Source organism: Arthrobacter sp. MMS24-T111 (assembly GCF_054888995.1).
The window spans coordinates 2,871,445-2,889,193 of the sequence record NZ_JBTZRO010000001.1 but is presented as its reverse complement, the minus strand read 5'-3'; the positions used below and the strand labels follow the sequence as shown (position 1 = coordinate 2,889,193).

17 protein-coding genes, 1 other RNA gene and 1 pseudogene are annotated in these 17,749 nt (G+C 66.1%); 6 read left to right on the top strand and 13 right to left on the bottom strand.

Going from position 1 to position 17,749, the window contains the following annotated elements:
* Positions 1-16 precede the first annotated feature (16 nt).
* From ACX5I6_RS13545 to rnpB, 5 genes are all read right to left on the bottom strand, one after another.
* On the bottom strand, positions 17-814 hold the full coding sequence (locus ACX5I6_RS13545) for an HNH endonuclease family protein (RefSeq protein ID WP_461840796.1): 798 nt from the start codon (positions 812-814) through the stop codon (positions 17-19).
* A gap of 116 nt (positions 815-930) precedes the next feature.
* Positions 931-1,140, bottom strand: a complete 210-nt coding sequence (locus tag ACX5I6_RS13540) for a hypothetical protein (protein ID WP_018761610.1) — start codon at positions 1,138-1,140, stop codon at positions 931-933.
* Between the two features lie 75 nt (positions 1,141-1,215).
* Positions 1,216-2,694 (bottom strand): glyceraldehyde-3-phosphate dehydrogenase, encoded by a 1,479-nt coding sequence (locus tag ACX5I6_RS13535; RefSeq protein ID WP_081624127.1) that lies wholly within the window; start codon positions 2,692-2,694, stop codon positions 1,216-1,218.
* A gap of 251 nt (positions 2,695-2,945) precedes the next feature.
* Entirely contained in the window at positions 2,946-3,485 is a 540-nt protein-coding gene (locus tag ACX5I6_RS13530; RefSeq protein WP_461840795.1) for a TspO/MBR family protein, read from the bottom strand.
* 45 nt (positions 3,486-3,530) lie between these two features.
* Positions 3,531-3,918: RNase P RNA component class A (rnpB, locus tag ACX5I6_RS13525), an RNA gene on the bottom strand.
* A gap of 56 nt (positions 3,919-3,974) precedes the next feature.
* Between rnpB and ACX5I6_RS13520 the strand changes: the two genes are divergently transcribed.
* On the top strand, positions 3,975-4,739 hold the full coding sequence (locus ACX5I6_RS13520) for a YaaA family protein (protein ID WP_461840794.1): 765 nt from the start codon (positions 3,975-3,977) through the stop codon (positions 4,737-4,739).
* Positions 4,740-4,751: 12 nt separating this feature from the next.
* On the opposite strand, the gene ACX5I6_RS13515 is transcribed toward ACX5I6_RS13520, so the two are convergent.
* A complete protein-coding gene (locus tag ACX5I6_RS13515; protein WP_461840793.1) occupies positions 4,752-5,489 on the bottom strand; it encodes a zinc ribbon domain-containing protein in 738 nt (245 codons plus the stop codon).
* 98 nt (positions 5,490-5,587) lie between these two features.
* Positions 5,588-6,511, bottom strand: coding sequence for a Nif3-like dinuclear metal center hexameric protein (locus ACX5I6_RS13510; RefSeq protein ID WP_285246313.1), 924 nt, complete (start codon positions 6,509-6,511; stop codon positions 5,588-5,590).
* 98 nt (positions 6,512-6,609) lie between these two features.
* Between ACX5I6_RS13510 and msrA the strand changes: the two genes are divergently transcribed.
* From msrA to epsC, 3 genes and pseudogenes are all read left to right on the top strand, one after another.
* Complete coding sequence (msrA, locus tag ACX5I6_RS13505) at positions 6,610-7,134, top strand: peptide-methionine (S)-S-oxide reductase MsrA (RefSeq protein ID WP_018761616.1); 525 nt, start codon at positions 6,610-6,612, stop codon at positions 7,132-7,134.
* A gap of 64 nt (positions 7,135-7,198) precedes the next feature.
* Positions 7,199-8,133 (top strand): annotated as a pseudogene (cysK, locus tag ACX5I6_RS13500) (cysteine synthase A).
* Positions 8,134-8,174: 41 nt separating this feature from the next.
* Positions 8,175-8,759 carry a serine O-acetyltransferase EpsC gene (epsC, locus tag ACX5I6_RS13495; RefSeq protein ID WP_018761618.1) on the top strand — a complete coding sequence of 195 codons (585 nt, stop codon included), beginning with the start codon at positions 8,175-8,177 and terminating at the stop codon, positions 8,757-8,759.
* Positions 8,760-8,893: 134 nt separating this feature from the next.
* On the opposite strand, the gene ACX5I6_RS13490 is transcribed toward epsC, so the two are convergent.
* Together ACX5I6_RS13490 and gndA are read right to left on the bottom strand one after the other, a co-directional pair.
* Entirely contained in the window at positions 8,894-9,727 is an 834-nt protein-coding gene (locus tag ACX5I6_RS13490) for an oxidoreductase (RefSeq protein WP_461840792.1), read from the bottom strand.
* 125 nt (positions 9,728-9,852) lie between these two features.
* Positions 9,853-11,289 (bottom strand): NADP-dependent phosphogluconate dehydrogenase, encoded by a 1,437-nt coding sequence (gndA, locus tag ACX5I6_RS13485; RefSeq protein ID WP_461840791.1) that lies wholly within the window; start codon positions 11,287-11,289, stop codon positions 9,853-9,855.
* 233 nt (positions 11,290-11,522) lie between these two features.
* On the opposite strand from gndA, the gene ACX5I6_RS13480 reads away from it, so the two are divergent.
* Positions 11,523-12,248: a FadR/GntR family transcriptional regulator gene (locus ACX5I6_RS13480; protein WP_461840790.1), complete on the top strand. Its 726-nt coding sequence runs from the start codon at positions 11,523-11,525 to the stop codon at positions 12,246-12,248.
* A gap of 3 nt (positions 12,249-12,251) precedes the next feature.
* Here ACX5I6_RS13480 and ACX5I6_RS13475 read toward each other — a convergent pair whose 3' ends face one another.
* Genes ACX5I6_RS13475 through ACX5I6_RS13465 form a run of 3 tightly spaced genes read right to left on the bottom strand, consistent with a single transcriptional unit; the run spans position 12,252 to position 15,033 of the window.
* Positions 12,252-13,340 carry an L-idonate 5-dehydrogenase gene (locus ACX5I6_RS13475; protein ID WP_461840789.1) on the bottom strand — a complete coding sequence of 363 codons (1,089 nt, stop codon included), beginning with the start codon at positions 13,338-13,340 and terminating at the stop codon, positions 12,252-12,254.
* Entirely contained in the window at positions 13,340-14,110 is a 771-nt protein-coding gene (locus ACX5I6_RS13470; RefSeq protein WP_461840788.1) for an SDR family oxidoreductase, read from the bottom strand. Before ACX5I6_RS13470 ends, ACX5I6_RS13475 begins: the two co-directional genes overlap by 1 nt.
* Positions 14,107-15,033: an NAD(P)-dependent oxidoreductase gene (locus ACX5I6_RS13465; RefSeq protein WP_461840787.1), complete on the bottom strand. Its 927-nt coding sequence runs from the start codon at positions 15,031-15,033 to the stop codon at positions 14,107-14,109. Before ACX5I6_RS13465 ends, ACX5I6_RS13470 begins: the two co-directional genes overlap by 4 nt.
* 59 nt (positions 15,034-15,092) lie before the next feature.
* Between ACX5I6_RS13465 and ACX5I6_RS13460 the strand changes: the two genes are divergently transcribed.
* Positions 15,093-16,157 carry a D-2-hydroxyacid dehydrogenase gene (locus tag ACX5I6_RS13460; protein WP_461840786.1) on the top strand — a complete coding sequence of 355 codons (1,065 nt, stop codon included), beginning with the start codon at positions 15,093-15,095 and terminating at the stop codon, positions 16,155-16,157.
* Positions 16,158-16,370: 213 nt separating this feature from the next.
* Here ACX5I6_RS13460 and ACX5I6_RS13455 read toward each other — a convergent pair whose 3' ends face one another.
* Positions 16,371-17,717, bottom strand: coding sequence for an MFS transporter (locus ACX5I6_RS13455; RefSeq protein ID WP_285246321.1), 1,347 nt, complete (start codon positions 17,715-17,717; stop codon positions 16,371-16,373).
* Positions 17,718-17,749: the final 32 nt, after the last annotated feature.

The following is a 17,749-nucleotide window of genomic DNA, read 5'->3' as shown; positions in this document are numbered from 1 at the left end:
GTTTCCGGGCCGCCATTCAGCCGGCGGTAATCGTCTGCTGCGCAGGGCAGGATGCCAGCACTTTCTTCATGGCGTCCTTCTCCGCCGGTGTCACCCACAGGCCGTAGGCGGCCTTGACGGAAATCTGCCGGGCAACATAGTGGCACCGGATCGAGGTGTTTTTTGGCAGCCACGTTGCGGCGTCACCGGCACCCTTTTTCTGGTTCGCCTGCCCGTCGGCGGCGATCAGGTTGAGCGGATCGTTGGCAAGGCCTTGGCGTTCCTTCGGGGTCAGGCCCTGCGCGCCCTTTTGCCAGGCGTCGCCCAAGGGCACAACATGGTCGATCTGCACCGCGCTGCTGGTGTCGGCGCCGCGGCGGAATTCAATGGCCTGTCCGGTGTACGGCTCCTGGAAATAGCCGCCCGTTACTTTGCACGTGGAACCGTCGGCGAAGATGACTCCGGCGAGGTCGCGGCGCAGGATGTCGTTGCGGGTATCGCACCCGTTCCGGTCCACATCCAGCCACGCCTGGCCGAAGGCTTCCCTGCTGTAGCCGGTATTCGGTGCCCTGCCCTTCACGGCCAGGCCATCCAGGGCAGAAAGGGCGGCCCCTGCCGGTACCGGATGGGGCTCCGCCACCGGCCTCATCCAGGCGGAATCGAACACCGGCGCTTCCGTTGGTCCGGCGGACGCAGGTCCGGCCGCCGCGAACTGTCCCGCGGTGAAGAACCAGGACAGCGCGGCCAGGGCGGAGACGGCCAGGGCGGCAAGCAGCCCCCAAGCCTGCCGGGACCGGCGACGGGCACGGCGGTAGGCGGACCAGCTGACAGTCACGGCCCTGATGCCGGATCGCTAATGGGAAGCACCCCAAAAGCCTAGGACGGGGAGCATGGCCGGGGGCCGATATCCACACTGTGGAGGACGAGTGATCCCTTACCCGCCCGCGGCATCTATTGCTCGCGCGTGACCCTCCGGAGGTCCTCCTCCGCGGTGGCCAGGAGTTCCTCGAGCTGGCGTACGCGCTCCTCGCTGGCGTCCCCGGCCTGGTGGGCGGCGCGGGCACCCTCCAGGAGCCTGAGGGCTTCCTTGTGGTTGGCCTTCGCCACGTCGAGTGCGTGTTCGAGGGTGGTTTCGTGCTGAAGCGTCGATTCGTTGTCCATGCCACCAGTCTGGTCCGGTTTCCCGGCTGATTCCAGTGAACCAGCCGGGAATTGGCCGGACATGTCGCTTTTTGGTCAGACGGCGATGGCGGCCAGGGCGGCCGCGCTTTCCTTGGCAGGGAACGACGGCGGGTTCACGCCGGCCATTTCCTCCATGACCCGGACCACCTGGCAGCTGTAGCCAAATTCGTTGTCGTACCAGACGTAGAGGACCAGGTTCTTGTCCGTGGACACCGTGGCCAGGCCGTCAACGATGCCCGCGCGGCGGGAGCCGACGAAGTCGGTGGAGACCACCTCGGGCGAGTCGATGTAGTCGATCTGCTTGCGCAGGTCCGAGTGCAGGGACATCTCGCGCAGGTAGTTGTTCACCTCATCCTTGGTGGTGCCGTTCTCCAGGCTGAGGTTCAGGATGGCCAGGGAGACGTCCGGGGTGGGAACGCGGATGGAGCTGCCCGTCAGCTTGCCCAGGAGCTCGGGCAGGGCCTTCGCCACCGCCTTGGCGGCGCCGGTTTCGGTAATGACCATATTCAGCGCGGCCGAGCGTCCGCGGCGGTCGCCCTTGTGGAAGTTGTCGATCAGGTTCTGGTCGTTGGTGAAGGAGTGCACGGTTTCCACGTGCCCGTGAATCACGCCGAACTTGTCGTTGATGGCCTTCAGGACCGGGGTGATGGCGTTGGTGGTGCAGGAAGCGGCGGACACGATCCGGTCGGAATCGTCGATGTCCCGGTGGTTGATGCCGTGGACAATGTTCTTCAGTTCGCCCTTGCCCGGAGCCGTCAACAGGACGCGTGCAACGCCTTTGCTCTGCAGGTGCTGGGACAGTCCTTCGGCATCGCGCCAGCGGCCTGTGTTGTCCACCACCAGGGCATCCTTGATCCCGTAGGCGGTGTAGTCGATGGTGGCGGGATCGTTCGAGTAGATCACCTGGATACGGACGCCGTTGGCCGTAATGGTGTTGGCCTCTTCATCGATCCGGATGGTGCCCTCGAAGGACCCGTGGACGGAGTCCCGGCGGAGCAGGCTGGCCCGCTTGGAAAGGTCGTTGTCGGACCCGCGGCGGACCACGATGGCGCGCAGGCGCAGGCCGTGGCCGCCACCGGCCTTCTCGATCAGCAGGCGTGCCAGGAGCCGGCCGATCCGGCCGAAGCCGTAGAGCACCACATCGGTGCTGGTGCGTTCGTCGCCGCCACGCTTGCCAACGATCTCGGCGAGTTCGGCGCGGAGGAACTCTTCAAGGGTGGCCCCGTTGCCCTCTTCCTTGAATTTCTGGTTCAGGCGGGCGATGTCGATCGCGGCGGCACCCAGGTCCAGCCCGGCCAGCGTGTTCAGCAGCGGCGCCGTGTCCTCCAGGAGCAGTTCGTCCTTGCTCATCCGGCGCGCGAAGCGATGTGCCTTGAGGATGTTCATGGTGGACTTATTGATCAGGCTCCGGCCGTGGATGCTGGTCACCACGTTGTTTTCGCGGTACAGCCTGCCGATCACCGGGATCATGGCCTCGGCGAGGGCCTCCCGGCCCATCCACGTATCAAGACAAGAATCAGACGTCTGGCTCACAGAAATACCTTCCTCGGGTCAGCCGTGTACGTCCTCGTACACAGATGTAGGCCACCTGATGATGTCCAGGGGCACCGGCACCTGCAGGGGTCGGTCCCCAGGCACCTGGATCGCGTGCAAAGAAAAACCGCCGGCTGCGAACGCAACTTTCGGCGGTAGAACTCCTGCGTCCGGGATCCATTCTAATTCGGCGCAGCTCCCCGAACACGCCTGCGCTGCGTGAAATCACTCACACGGCTCACCCCGTGGGCTCAGTTGTGGACGGCAGCATACAAGTTGAGGGTGGCGGAAAAGACCACCCAGGAGAAGTACGGCAACACCAGCACCCCTGCGGTGGCATCCACCGGGCCGAACCGGACGACCAGGAACGCCAGGGTCGCGGCCAGCGTGCAGATGACGACGAATGCCGCCCACAAAGCCGCGGCGCCGGCCATGGGGTACATCGCGAAGAACGCCGCCGGCCACGCTGCGTTGAGCACGAGCTGGACGGCATAACCCGCCAGGGCCGGACCGGTCAAGCCGCCTTTGCGCCAAACCAGCCACGCCGCGGCGGCCACTCCGATGTACAGCAGCATCCAGGTGATCCGGAACATCAGCGACGGCGGCATCCACGGGGCCTTGAGCGAGGCGGCATACCAGCCCGTGGAATTGAGGATGATGGGGATCGAGGCAAGCACCCAGGCCGCAGCAGACAGTCCAAGGAACCCCGCAAAGGCGACAATTTGGGAACGCAGGCCGGGTACGGTTCCGGCCGTTCCGGCGGCCGGCCGGAGATCACTAATAACGGGCACGGTCCAGCATCCCCAACACAGCGCCCAACGTCAAACCCGGTTTTGCGGATGGGACAGCCGGTACGCCGGGTTCTGTTCTCCCCTGCCGTTGCCGGCAAGGGAGCGACGGCCATCCATCTACGAGTACCGTTGCCGGCACCCTCCAGCGGCTTACCCGGACACTCGGGCGGGCAGCCCTCGAACGTGTCCTGTCTAGCCTTGCTCCGGGTGGGGTTTACCTAGCCTTCCCGGTCACCCGGGAAGCTGGTGGTCTCTTACACCACCGTTTCACCCTTACCTGCCCTCTCCGGCCAAGGCCGGACATGCAGGCGGTCTGTTTTCTGTGGCACTGGCCTGCGGGTTACCCCGAGTGGGCGTTACCCACCACCCTGCCCTGCGGAGCCCGGACGTTCCTCGAGCCACTTGCGTGGCGCGCGGCCGTCTGGCTGTCCCATCCGGGTCCAGTCTACCGGCGCCCCCGACCGCTTTGGTCGCCGGTAGGATCGGACGGTGCTGATTCTGCTTCCCCCTTCCGAAGGCAAGACACCCGCGCGCCGCGGGTCCGCCGTCGACTGGCCCTCGCTGAGTTTCCCTGAGCTCAATCCCTGCCGCGCCAAGGTCCTGGCGGCGCTGGAAGCGGTCAGCGGGCACCCGGATGCCCTCACGTTGCTGGGCGTGGGCGCCTCGCTGCGGGACGACGTCGAACGCAACACCCGCCTTCACGCCGAGCCTGCCGCGCCGGCACACAGTATCTACTCGGGGGTCCTGTATGACGCCCTGGGGTACCGGAGCCTGACGCCCGCGCAGCGGCGCAAGGCCGACGAGTCCGTCCTGGTGGTTTCCGCGCTGTGGGGGGCAATCCGCTTTGGCGACAGCGTCCCCGCCTACCGGCTGTCGATGGGGACGGCATTGCCCGACGTCGGCCGCCTGGCTTCGTTCTGGAAGGCACAGTTGGAAGACACGCTGGGCCGCGCCGCGGAGGGCCACCTGGTGGTTGACTGCCGTTCGAGCACCTACGCGGCCGCATGGGCGGCGCCGCCGGAGCATACCGCCACGGTGAACGTGTTTACCGAAGCCGCCGGAGTCCGGAAAGTGGTGAGCCATTTCGCCAAGCACACCCGGGGCGAACTGGCCCGGCACCTGCTGGCGCGCCGCGGGAAGGCTCCGGCTGCGGCGCCGGACCTGTTGAAGGTGGCACGCGAAAAGTGGGACGCAGAGCTGGTGCCGGGTACGGCACGCAGGCCCCATGCCCTGAATATCATCCTGCCGGGCTGAGGCGCCGGCGGTTCAGGACCAGTCGTCCGAACGGACCAGGATGGCGCCGGAATCCGGGCAGAACACGATGTCATCCGCCGCGGCCGCCTTGATCTCGGCGAGGTCGCCTGGGCTGAGCTTCATCCCCGAAGCCTCCGAGGTCCCGTGGAAGAGCCGAGCGGCGCCTACGCCCCGCTTGGCGAGGGTCTTCTCGTAGACGGCCAGCATGCCGGTATCCAGGCTTCCGGCGAATTCTGTGCGTCGGCCCACGAGCCCTTCGGCTTCGGCGGCCACCTCGGCGAGGGCAGCGTCCAGCTCGGCCCGGATAGTGCCGAACGAGCCCTGGATGTCATCGACAATCGCCTGCTGGGCGGCCTGCCGTTCCCGCAACGTGTCCAGCCGCTCCAGGATTTCCAGTTCCACGTCTTCGAGGTCTGAGCGCCGCTTGTTCAGTGATTCAATGTCCTTCTGCAAGGCCACCAGGTCCTTGGACAGCCCTGTTCCGCTGTTAAGCCTGGCTTCGTCCCGTTCGATGCGCGAGGCGACCTGTTCGACGTCGGCTTCCGCCCGCTTGAGCGCGGCATCGGCGTCATGCACGGCCACCTTGGCAGCGCCCAGTTCTCCGTTGGCCACGGACAGGGCCGCTTCGAGGTCCTTGATCCGGGGATCATTTTCGAGCGTCCGCCGGCGGTTGGCGAGGCCGGTCAGCCTGGCGTCCAGTCCTTGCAGTTCGAGCAACTTCAACTGTTCCGCCGGTGCTGCCTTCGCCACTGTTACCTCCGCTTGATCCCTTCCGGCCCGGGCCGGGCACCCTGCGGGCGCTTCCTAGACTCTATCGCCTGGGCTGAACCGTTGCCTCGCTGCCGGGCTCAGCCCGGAGTGAGGATGAAGTCCCAAGGGTCACTGTTGGTGGTGCTGACCCGGATCTCCAGGTCGTGCCCCTGGTCCGCCAGGACGTTGCCCAGGGCTGCGGCGGCGGCCGGCAACCAGAGCCATTCGCTGGCAAAGTGCGAGACGTCCACCAGGTAGGGCCGGCCGTTGAGGGCAGCTTCCCGGGCCTCGGACGCGGGGTGGTGGCGAAGGTCCGCGGTGACGTACACGTCCGCGTTGCTGGCCCTGACCTCGTTGAACAGGGAATCGCCGGCGCCGCCGCACACGGCAATCCGCCGCACCACGCCGTCCTTGTCCCCGGAAACGCGCACACCCCCGGCCACTGAGGGAAGGATGCCGAACACCCGTGCAGCGAAATCGCCCAGGCTCATGGCGTCCGCCAGGTCGCCGACCCGCCCAATGCCTTCCTCCGGCAGCCCGTTGGCCGCCGCGGTGAGCGGGGCGACATCCTGCAGTCCCAGCGCGTCGGCCAGGACATCGGAAACGCCGCCGACGGCGGAGTCGCCGTTGGTGTGCACGGTCAGCAGTGCCGTTCCCGACTCGATCAGACGGTGGACAGCCCGTCCCTTCGCCGTGGTTGCCGCCACCGACGTGACACCCTTCAGGAGCAGCGGATGGTGGGTAATGAGGAGGCCGGCACCCCACTCAATGGCTTCTTCGATGACCTCCAGGGTGGGGTCCACCGCGAACATCACCTTGCTGACGGGAGCGGACGGGTGGCCTGCCACGAGCCCCACTTCGTCCCAGTTCTCCGCCAGCGATTCAGGCCACAGTTCCTCAACGGCAAGCAACAATTCGGCCAGCGTGGGAGCCTCGGCGGCACTGTCGTGGCCCAGCGCGTCGGAGGAGTCTTCGCCGTCGTGATCTGCCTGGCCGGTAACGTCGGTGTCCACAGGTTCCATAGTCTTAGTTTTACCCCATCGCCTTCCCGGCGCCGCATGTTGCGGTGCCGGGAAGGGCCGGCGGGAATCATCCGGGGCCGTCAACCATTGAAGAGGTCATGAAAACTTTTGTTCTTGGCGGGGGCTGCTTCTGGTGCCTCGACGCTGTCTACCAGAAGACCAGGGGCGTCACCTCGGTGGTGTCCGGTTATACCGGCGGCCACGATCCCCATCCCGACTACTACTCGGTGTGCAGCGGAACCACGGGACACGCGGAGGTTGTGGCCGTGACCTTCGACGAGGAGGTCATTCCGGCCGAAGTCATCCTCGATATGTTCTTTGCCCTGCACGACCCCACCACCTTGAACCGCCAGGGGTACGACGTGGGCACCCAGTACCGTTCCTCCATGTTCTACGAGACCACGGAGGAGAAGATCCTGTTCGAGGAAGCGATCGAACGCAACCAGGCGCTGTGGAAGCACCCCATCGTCACCGAAGTCAGCCGCCTGCCCCGGTTCCACGTGGCGGAGGAATTCCACCAGGACTATTACGCCAAGCATCCCGAACAGGGGTACTGCCAGGTGATCATCAACCCCAAACTGGCCAAGGCGAGGAAATATTACTCTGCATGGCTTAACGCTTAGCCAGCGTTACGCGGCCTCGTTAGGCTGACCTCAGTATTCACCCCTTAGAGATAGGCGTATGTACATGGCACGGATCTATGACGATGTAACGCAACTGGTCGGCGGGACCCCGCTGGTTCGGTTGAACCGGCTCAGCGAGGGACTGGACGCCACCGTTGCGGTCAAGCTGGAGTTCTACAACCCGGCCAACAGCGTCAAGGACCGTATCGGCGTCGCCATCATCGACGCCGCGGAAAAGTCGGGTGCACTGAAGCCCGGCGGCACCATCGTCGAGGGCACCTCCGGCAACACGGGCATCGCCCTCGCCATGGTCGGTGCCGCGCGCGGCTACAAAGTCATCCTGACCATGCCGGAAACCATGTCCACAGAACGCCGCGTCATGCTGCGCGCCTTCGGCGCCGAGATCGTGCTGACCCCGGGCTCCGAGGGTATGCGCGGAGCCGTGGAAAAGGCCCAGGAGATCGTGGCCAACACGGAGAACTCCATCTGGGCACAGCAGTTTGCCAACGAAGCCAACCCGGAGATCCACCGGAAGACCACCGCAGAAGAGGTATGGGCCGACACCGACGGTGCCGTTGACATCTTCGTGGCGGGCGTCGGCACCGGCGGAACGATCACCGGCGTAGGGCAGGTGCTGAAGGAGCGCAAGCCCGGCGTGCAGATCGTGGCCGTGGAACCCAAGGACTCCCCATCCTGAACGGCGGCGCTCCGGGCCCGCACAAGATCCAGGGCCTCGGCGCGAACTTTGTTCCGGAACTGCTGGACACCACCGTCTACGATGAGGTCATCGACGCTTCGCTGGAGGACTCGGTCCGCGTTGCCCGCGAGCTGGGCATCAAGGAAGGCATCCTGGGCGGCATCTCCTCCGGCGCCATCGTCTGGGGTGCGCTGGAATTGGCCAAGCGCCCCGAAAACGCGGGCAAGCTGATCGTGGCCGTGGTCTGCGACTTCGGTGAGCGTTACATCTCCACCGTGCTGTATGACGACATCCGGGGCTAAGCAGACTCAGCTGCCCGCCCGTTTCCTGTAGAAAGAACTTTGTGGGCTTTTTCGCAAGACTGAAGGAAGACCTCGAGGCCGCCCGGTCCCACGACCCGGCGGCTCGAGGTTCTTTTGAGAACTTTTTCGCCTATTCCGGCCTGCATGCCATCTGGATCCATCGGCTGACGCACCGGTTGTGGCAGAACCCTGCCCTGCGTTTTCCGGCGCGGCTCCTGTCGCAGCTGGGCAGGTTTGCCACCGGCATCGAGATCCATCCAGGTGCCACCATCGGCCGCAGGTTCTTCATCGACCACGGCATGGGGGTGGTGATCGGTGAGACCGCGGAAATTGGCGAGGACGTCATGATCTACCACGGCGTCACGCTGGGCGGCCGTTCGCTGGCACGGATCAAACGCCACCCCACCATCGGGGACCGCGTGACGATCGGTGCTGGAGCCAAAATCCTGGGGCCCATTACCATTGGCCGGGACAGCGCCGTTGGTGCCAACGCCGTCGTGGTCAAGGACGCGCCGCCGGAGTCGATCGTTACCGGCGTTCCTGCCAAGTGGCGGCACCGCGATGCGCAGCGGGAAACCAAACCCGCAGTGGATCCGGCCGAATACGATATCGAGTACCGGATCTAGCGTCCGGATTTAGCGTCCGGCGTTGCCTGGCTCCGCGAGATGTCCAGGCGGACCCCTGCTGCGGGACCAAGCATCGGGTGGCCCCACCGTGCCGGGGGACGCGAAGTTCGGGCCATACCCTGGCTTCTGCCCTGCTAGCCGGGGAAACGCTTGTAGATGCTCCACAACACGGTGTCGAAGGCGCGGTCCGGAAGCAGCCGGCGCAGCAGCAGGATGGCCCGGGCGCCCTTGCCCACCGGGTAGCGGGTCCTTGGCCGCGGCGACGTGGCGGCATGGACGATCGCGTCCGCAATCACGGCAGGGTGCGAGGACAACGCCGAACCGTCGGTTGAAGCCAGCGCGGCCGCCACCACCTTGGCCTGGGCGGCGTAAGGTCCGGTCCCCGAATTCGCCAGCAGGCCCTCCGCGGAAATGGCGCCCCACTCGGACCGGGTGCCGCCCGGTTCGATGATGGACACATCGATGCCGTGTGGCTTGAGCTCCACCCGCAACGAATCGCTAAGGCCCTCCACGGCGAACTTGGTGGCGTGGTACCAGGCGCCCAGGGGCTCGTACATCTTTCCGCCGATCGAGGAGATGTTGATGATCCGCCCCCGGCCGGCGGCCCGCATGCCCGGCAGTACGAGCTGCGTCATCCGCGCCAGTCCAAAAAGGTTCACATCGAACTGCCGGCGGCCCTCCGCCAGTTCGACGTCCTCAAGCGAGCCGTAGGATCCGTAGCCGGCGTTGTTGACCAGCACGTCGATACGGCCGTGGGCCGACAAGACTTCCCCGACGGCGGCGACCATCGACGCCTCATCCGTCACATCGAGCGCCAGGGTCCGGACGCCGTCGGCCTTGAGCGGTTCCATCTTCTCCACCCGCCGGGCGCCGGCGTACACGGTGAATCCGCGGGCCGCGAGCTTCCGGGCAGCTTCGAAGCCGATTCCAGTGGACGCACCGGTGACGAAAGCGACGGGCTGGTTCATGGCGGACTCCTTGGGGCGCCGCCCGGGGAGGGCGGGATACTGATGGAAGGGCGCCGGAAATGCCAACGGCCGGCGCCCCCAGAGTATCGGGGAAGCGCCGGCCGCCGCGCCGGAAGCGCTGTGGGCTAGTGCGTGTCGACTGCCGAAATTTCGGACTTGTCTTCGCCCCAGAGGGTATGGAACGTACCTTCGGTGTCCACACGGCCGTAGGTGTGGGCGCCGAAGAGGTCGCGCTGGCCCTGGATCAGGGCAGCCGCAACGCGCTTGCGGCGCAGGCCGTCGTAGTACGCCAGCGAGGAGGAGAACACCGGCACCGGGATGCCAAGCTGCACGGCGGTGGCTACTACCCGCCGCCACGCCGGGAGGGCGTCGCCAATGGCCTTGGTGAACGCCGGTGCGAACAGCAAGTTTGCGGGCTTCTCGTCCGCTGCGTAGGCCTTGGTGATGTCCTTGAGGAGCTCCGCGCGGATGATGCAGCCGGCGCGCCACAGGGAAGCGATTTCGTCCAGCTTGAGGTCCCAGCCGTATTCCTTGGCTGCGGAGGTCAGCATGTCCAGGCCCTGCGCATAGGAGACCAGCTTGGAGGCGTAGAGCGCCTGGCGGACATCCTCAACGAACGTCTCGGGGATCTCAACCGTTGCCTCGTTGCCGGCCAGCAGCTCCTGGCCAAGCTTGCGCTGGGCGGCCTGGGAGGAGAGCGCACGGGCGAAGACCGATTCGGCAATGCCGGACACGGGGAACCGAGCTTCCAGGGCCGAGATCACGGTCCAGCGTCCGGTGCCCTTCTGGCCCGCGGCGTCGACGACGACATCGACGAACGGCTTGCCGGTCTTGGCGTCGACATGGCCCAGGACCTCGGCGGAGATCTCGATCAGGAAGGACGAGAGTTCGCCCTGGTTCCATTCGGAGAAGATCTTCGCCTGCTCGGCCGGTTCGATGCCGGCCCCGGAGCGCAGGAGGTCGAAGGCCTCACCAATGACCTGCATGTCGGCGTACTCGATGCCGTTGTGGACCATTTTGACGAAGTGGCCGGCGCCGTCGGTGCCAATCCACGCGCAGCAGGGCTCACCGTCCACCTTTGCCGAAATCTTTTCCAGCAGCGGGCCCAGGGCCTTGTATGACTCCTTGGAGCCGCCGGGCATGATGGACGGACCGTTCAGGGCACCCTCTTCGCCGCCGGAGACGCCGACGCCCACGAAGTGCAGGTCCTTCTTGGCCAGCGAGGCTTCCCGGCGGCGGGTGTCCTCGTAGTGTGAGTTGCCGGCGTCGATGATGATGTCGCCCGGTTCCAGCAGCGGCTCCAGCTGCTCGATCACCGAATCGACCGGCTTCCCTGCCTTGACCATGATCAGCACCCGGCGCGGCTTCTCCAGGGAATCGACCAGTTCCTGCAGGGATTCGGTCCGGATGAAATCGCCCTCCGAGCCGTGCTTCTCCAGCAGTGCGTCGGTCTTTTCCACCGACCGGTTGTGCAGGGCAACCGTGAACCCGTTGCGGGCGAGGTTGCGGGCAAGGTTGGCGCCCATCACTGCGAGGCCGGTGACACCGATGTGTGCAGACATCAATAACTCCAATTCATTGTTTGCCCCGGATCCAGGGTTCCGGTGCGGGTTGGGACGCCGGGGCATATCAGGGGGTCGGAATAAAGCATATATATTCTGGCGGTGACGCGAAAGTAACGTCCGCGTCATGAAACCGTTTGTGTCGCTGCCAGTCTAGGACTGCCGCCCTTCCGTGTCCCGTCCGTCCCCGTCAGCCGGCAATCCCGCACCCGCCAGCAACTAGGCTTAGCAGCATGACCAGCAGCCTCCACCACCGTGCCATCGAGAACCTGGGCACCCGGATCATCTCAGGGGATCTCCCCGCGGGACACGTCATGCTCGCCGAGCGGCTGGAGGATGAACTGAAGGTTTCCCGCTCGGTGATCCGTGAAGCCGTGCGCGTCCTGCAGTCCCTGGGACTGGTGGAGACCACCAAGCGGGTGGGAATCCGGGTGTTGCCTTCAAGCCGCTGGAACCCCTTTGACCCGCAGGTGATCCGGTGGCGGCTGGCCAGCGATGCACGCGGAGCGCAGCTGCGCTCCCTTGCCGAACTCCGTGCCGCCGTGGAACCGGCAGCCGCCGAACTGGCAGCAGAGAACGCGCCGGCGCCGCTGCGCCTGGAACTCGTGGACGTTGCCCGCGCCATGCGGGAAGCCGGCAACCAGGGCAAGGTTGCCCGCTTCCTGGAACTGGATATCCGCTTCCACTCACTGCTGCTCTCCGGCTCAGGCAACGAGATGTTCGCCAACCTCATGGGGCAGGTGGCCGAAACACTGACGGGCAGGACGGTACACGGCCTGATGCCGGACCATCCCCACCAGGCCGCCCTGCAGTGGCACGAAGATGTGGCAGAGGCAATCGCCAGGGGGGACGCTCCCGCTGCCCGCGAAGCATCGGACAGGATCATGAGGCGGACCATGTCACAGATGGCGGATACCTGGACGGAGCAACCGCGGGTGTTCATCCCCGTCCGGCAGTAACGGTCAGCTGCTTCCTTTCCCGTCGAAGCTGAGGAGGACTTTGCCGGAGCTGGTGGAGTCTTTGGCGATTTCGAAGGCGTGCAGGGCGTCCTCCACGGGGTATTGGTGGGTGATGACGGGGTCGATGTGCAGGGACCGGTCGGCAAGCGCCGCGATGACCTGGTCGATTTCGTCGTTGAAGCGGAAGGAGCCTTTGAGGTCCAGTTCGCGGGTGATGGCCAGCGAGATGGGTAGCGGCTGCATGCCGGTGGGCAGCAGCCCCACCATGACCACGGTCCCGCCGCGGACCGCGCCGCGGATGGCGGAGGCCAGGCCGTGGTGGTTGCCGGAGGATTCGATCACGACATCGGCCTCCACGGCGGCGATCGCTTCGGTGTCTGCGGCGTTGATGACCTGGTCCGCGCCGACGGCCCGGGCGATCTCCAGGGGTTTGGGATGGAGGTCCACAGCGGTGATGTGCGCGGCTCCAGCGCGTTTGAGGACCGCGACGGCGAGGGCACCGATGGGGCCGGAGCCGATCACCAGCGCGGTCTTCCCGGCCACGTCCCCGGCGCGGGAGACCGCGTGCCAGGCCACGGACGCGGGTTCGACCAGGGCGGCCGTGCGCAGGTCGATGCCCTCGGGCAGGGCCCGCAGCATCCGGACGGGCAGGTTCACGTACCGGCTGAAGGCGCCGTCCGTGTGCGGGTTACGGGCGGCGCTGCCCAGGTACGTGCACCCGGGTGAGAGGTTGGGCCGGTCCACAGGGTACCGGGCCGCGCCCGGGCCCGGGGTGGCGGGGTGGACGGCGACGGCGGTACCGGGCTGCGGCCCCTGGCCGTTGGCCGCGGCGCGGACCACCACACCGGAAATCTCATGGCCCAGCACCAGGGGCGCCTTCAGGATGGACTCCCCCGCCGCCCCGTGCAGCCAGTAATGCAGGTCCGACCCGCAGATCCCGCCGTACAAGACCTCAACGACGGCCTGGTCATCCGCCGGCCGGGCCAGCGGGACCACATCGACCCGGAGGTCCCCCGCGGCGTGCGCCACCACGGCCGGCCCGGAAACGGGCAGCATGTGGGCCCCTGCCTGGACAGGTGTGTTCGCGGGCATCAGACCACCACCGTCATTCCACCGTCGATAAAAATGGTCTGCCCGTTCACGAAATCCGACCCGTCCGAGGCCAGCCAGACCACCGGCCCGGCCAGATCCTTCGGCGTGCCCCAGCGGTGGGCCGGGGTCCGGCCCAGGATCCAGGCATTGAACTGTTCGTCATCCACCAGGTTCTGCGTCATTTCCGTATGGATATACCCCGGCGCGATCCCGTTGACCTGCAGGCCGGACGCGGCCCACTCGGCCGTCATGGCCCGCGTCAGGTTCCGCAGCCCGCCCTTGGCCGCAACATACGGGGCGATCGTCGGGCGGGCCAGGTCCGTCTGCACCGAACAAATATTGATGATCTTGCCCCGGCCCCGCCGAATCATGCACCGGGCCGCTTCCCGCCCCACCAGGAACGCACTGGTCAGGTCCGTGGAAATCACCCGCTCCCAATCCGCCACCTCCAACTCCAGCATCGGCACCCGGTGCTGGATCCCGGCATTATTCACCAGAATCTCCAACGGACCCACATGCTCTTCGATCCACGCGATACCGCGGGCTGCCGCCTCACCGTCGGTAACGTCAAACGCGATGCTGGCAATGCGGCCGGCCGGAAAGTCGGCAGCCATCGCCGCTTCGGCTTCCCTAAGCCGCTCCGGGTTGACGCCGTTCAGCACCACCGTGGCACCAGCGTCGGCCAACGCCCGGGCGAGCGAGGAACCGATGCCCCGGCTGGAGCCCGTCACCAACGCAACCCGACCCGACAAATCAAAAAGTGAACTCATGGAGCAACTGTTCCTTCCGCCGCAACCGCGGCTTTTTGGCTGAGGTTGGAGATGGTTAGGCGCACTACTGCGAGGTCCTGGTCGCCAAGGCCCTGGCGTTTCAGTTCGGCATAGAGTTCGGCGGCGGCAGTGGCGATCGGGGTGGCCGTTCCCGCTGCGCGCGCTGCGTCGAGGACGAAGGAAAGATCTTTGTGCATGAATTTTGCCGGGCCCGTGGGGGCGTAGTCCTTGCTGACCAGGCGCGGTCCGACGATATCCAGCACTCTACTGCCGGCCAAACCGCCGGACAGGACGTCGAAAAGCGCCGCCGGATCGAGCCCGGAACGCTCTGCCAGTTCGGCAGCTTCGGCGAGCGCCGCCGTCGTCGTTCCCACGACCAGCTGGTTGCACGCCTTCGCGAGCGACCCTGCGCCAAGCAGACCAAGGCGGCGGACGGTGGTGCCCATGGCGTGCAGGAGCGGCTCTGCCCTGCGGAACGCAGACTCCTCGCCGCCGGCCATGATGGCGAGGGTGCCGTCCGCGGCGCCCTTGGTGCCGCCACTGACCGGGGCGTCGACAACCTGGGCGCGCCCGCCGGTGAGCTCGGTGACGCGGCGCCCGAAAGCCTGCACGGCGGTGGGCGAGACACTGCTCATGACCAGCAGGACGGTGTGGGGCGCCGGCGGCTCTTCTTTCCACCGGGCTAGGAGCCCGGCCGCGGCCTCCTCGATAAGTGGCAGGTCCGGAAGCATGAAAACGATGACGGGAAGATGGCCCAGGCCTTCCACCGCGGGGACAATTGTTCCGCCGAGGTCCCGCAACCGGCCCGCTGCCCCTGGAGACCGGTTCCAGCCCGTGACCTGCCATCCGCTGCGGAGGGCGTTTGCCGCCATCAGTCCGCCCATCAATCCCAGGCCTGCAAAGCCTGCGCGTTTGTCCTCCATGACCCAGCCTCACGTCATCGTGCTAAAAGATTTGTTCAATATCCTAGCCATGATTCAGTATGATGAACACCATGACTTCCATAACTACCGTGGCCATTGCCGTGCCGCTCGAAGCCGAGCTGGTGGACCGGATCAGGGCCGTTGATCCGTCCGTGACCGTCCTGTACGAGCCCGACCTCCTGCCGCCCGAGCGCTTCCCGGCGGACCACGCCGGAGATCCGGACTTCCGGCGGACCCCGGAACAGGAAGAACGCTATTGGTCGATGCTGAACAGCGCACAGGTCCTCTACGGATTCCCCAACGAAAGCCCGTCGGGCCTGGCCCGGATTGCCACCGACAACGGACACCTGCAGTGGGTCCACGCCATGGCAGCCGGCGCAGGCGGGGCGGTTAAAGCGTCCGGCCTGGACCAGCAGGTCCTGCAAAAGTTCAAGGTCACAACGTCCGCAGGCGTGCACGCGCTTCCCCTGGCCGAGTTTGCAGCCATGGGCATCCTGAACGGGTTCAAGCGCACCGCCGAGCTGGCGCTGGACCAGCGGGCCAGGAATTGGCCGGAACTTCGCACCCCCACGCGGCTGGTGAGCGGTTCCCGGCTGGTCATTGCGGGGCTCGGTGAGATCGGCCTTGAGACGGCCCGGCTTGCCCGCGCCCTGGGCATGGCCGTCAGTGGAACCAAGAGGACCCCGGAGCCCCTGGAAGGCATCGACCAGGTGACCGGAAACGACGGCCTTCCCCGCCTCCTTGCCACCGCCGATGCCGTGGTGAACACCCTCCCGGGCACCCCGTATACGGAGAAGCTGTTCAACCGGGACGTCTTTGCTGCCATGAAACCCGGCACCGTCTTCGTCAACGTCGGACGCGGCACCGTGGTGGATGAGGAAGCGCTGCTCGAGGCCCTGGATAACGGCCAGGTCTCCTACGCCTGCCTCGATGTCTTCGCAGTGGAACCGCTCCCCCTCGAAAGCCCGCTCTGGAGCCACCCGAAAGTTCTGGTGTCGCCGCATACGTCTGCGCTGAGCGCCGCAGAGAACAGGCTGATCACCGACCGTTTCTGCAGCAACCTGCGAACCTTCCTCGACGGCGGCGAACTCCCCCACCTCGTGGACACGGTCCACTTCTACTGACCCTTCACTTGGCCAAGGCACCGGCAACGCCGCTGCATCCCCTGCCCAGGGGATGCAGCGGCCTTTCTTTTGTGGCGCCGGACTGCTGCCCATCAGGCCGCAGTAACAACGGTGCCCCTCGGAACCTCCCGACCTCCGCGATGCCGGCCCGGTTGTCTCCCGCACACGCCAAACGCCCGGCCCGGATGATCCGGACCGGGCGTCAGGCCGGCGTCAGCTGGCGTCTTCGACGAGGACCAGGTCCCGGCCGCCGGTTTCCGGCGTGAAGAACGTGGTGATGAACGAGATCAAAGCCAGGACGAGGGAGTACAGTGCGGGAACCAGCCAGGAGTGGTTGGTGGCCGCCAGCAGCGCGACACCGATCATCGGGGCGAAGCCGCCGGCGAGGACGGCCGACAGTTCACGGCTCAGGGCAACCCCGGTAAAGCGGTGCTGGGAACCGAACAGCTCGGGCAGAAGGGCACATTGCGGCCCGAGCATGGCCTGGACGCCCAGGGCGATGCCCACCACCATGACGACCCAGACGAGCGTGACGTTGCCGAGGGTCACCAGGTAGAAGGCCGGGAGCGCGATGACCGCCTGGAACAGGGCACCGTAGCGGTAAACGGGGACGCGGCCGTAGCGGTCGGACAGGGCACCGAATGCGACCACCATGACGGCGGCAAAGCCGGCCGCGATCAGCAGTCCGGTGGGTCCGATGAACTTGTCGCCCGGAAAGACACCGGCAGGCATGCTGATGAACGAAACCAGCAGGGCGGAGTAAATGGACGAGTTTCCGTTTTCACCCATGCGCAGGCCGATCCCCACCAGGACGTTCTTCTTGGAATGGCGCCAGATCTGGGACACCGGGTTCTTCACCACAGCCTTGTGCTTTTCGAGTTCCTGGAAGACCGGCGTCTCCTTCAGGCGAAGGCGGATGAAGACCGCAATGCCGATCAGGATAATGCTGGCAAGGAACGGCACACGCCACAGCCAGCCCTGCAGGACGGACTTGTCGGCCATGGCCATCAAGGCGAATGTTCCGGCGCCCAGGAGGGTGCCCAGCTGGATGCCAACGAAGGGCAGCGCGGCAAAGAAACCACGACGGCGGCGCGGCGCAACCTCGGAGATGAGCGTGGTGGCGCCCGCCTGTTCGGCGCCGGCCCCAAGGCCCTGGATGATGCGGAGGCTCACCAGGAGGACCGCGCCGAGCATTCCGGCCTGATCGAAGGTGGGCAGGAGTCCAATGGCGAAGCTGGACATTCCCATGAGGCCGATGGTGAGGATCAGGACCATCTTGCGCCCGAACCTGTCACCAATGTGGCCAAAGACGATGCCGCCGAAGGGCCGGGCCGCAAATCCCACACCATAGGTGGCGAAGGAGGCAATGACGGCGCCGCTTTCACCTAGCGGGGCGAAGAAAAGCGGGCCGAAAATCAACGCGGACGCCAGGCCGTAGATATAGAAGTCGTAGTACTCCAGTGCGGACCCCACGGAACTTGCAAGAGTTGCCCTTCGCAGCTGGTCGGCGTCGACGACGGTGCCGTCCGCGGCCTGCGGTGCATTAGTACGAGTTGTCACAAGAACTCCCTCATCACGCGCCAGGCCCCCGT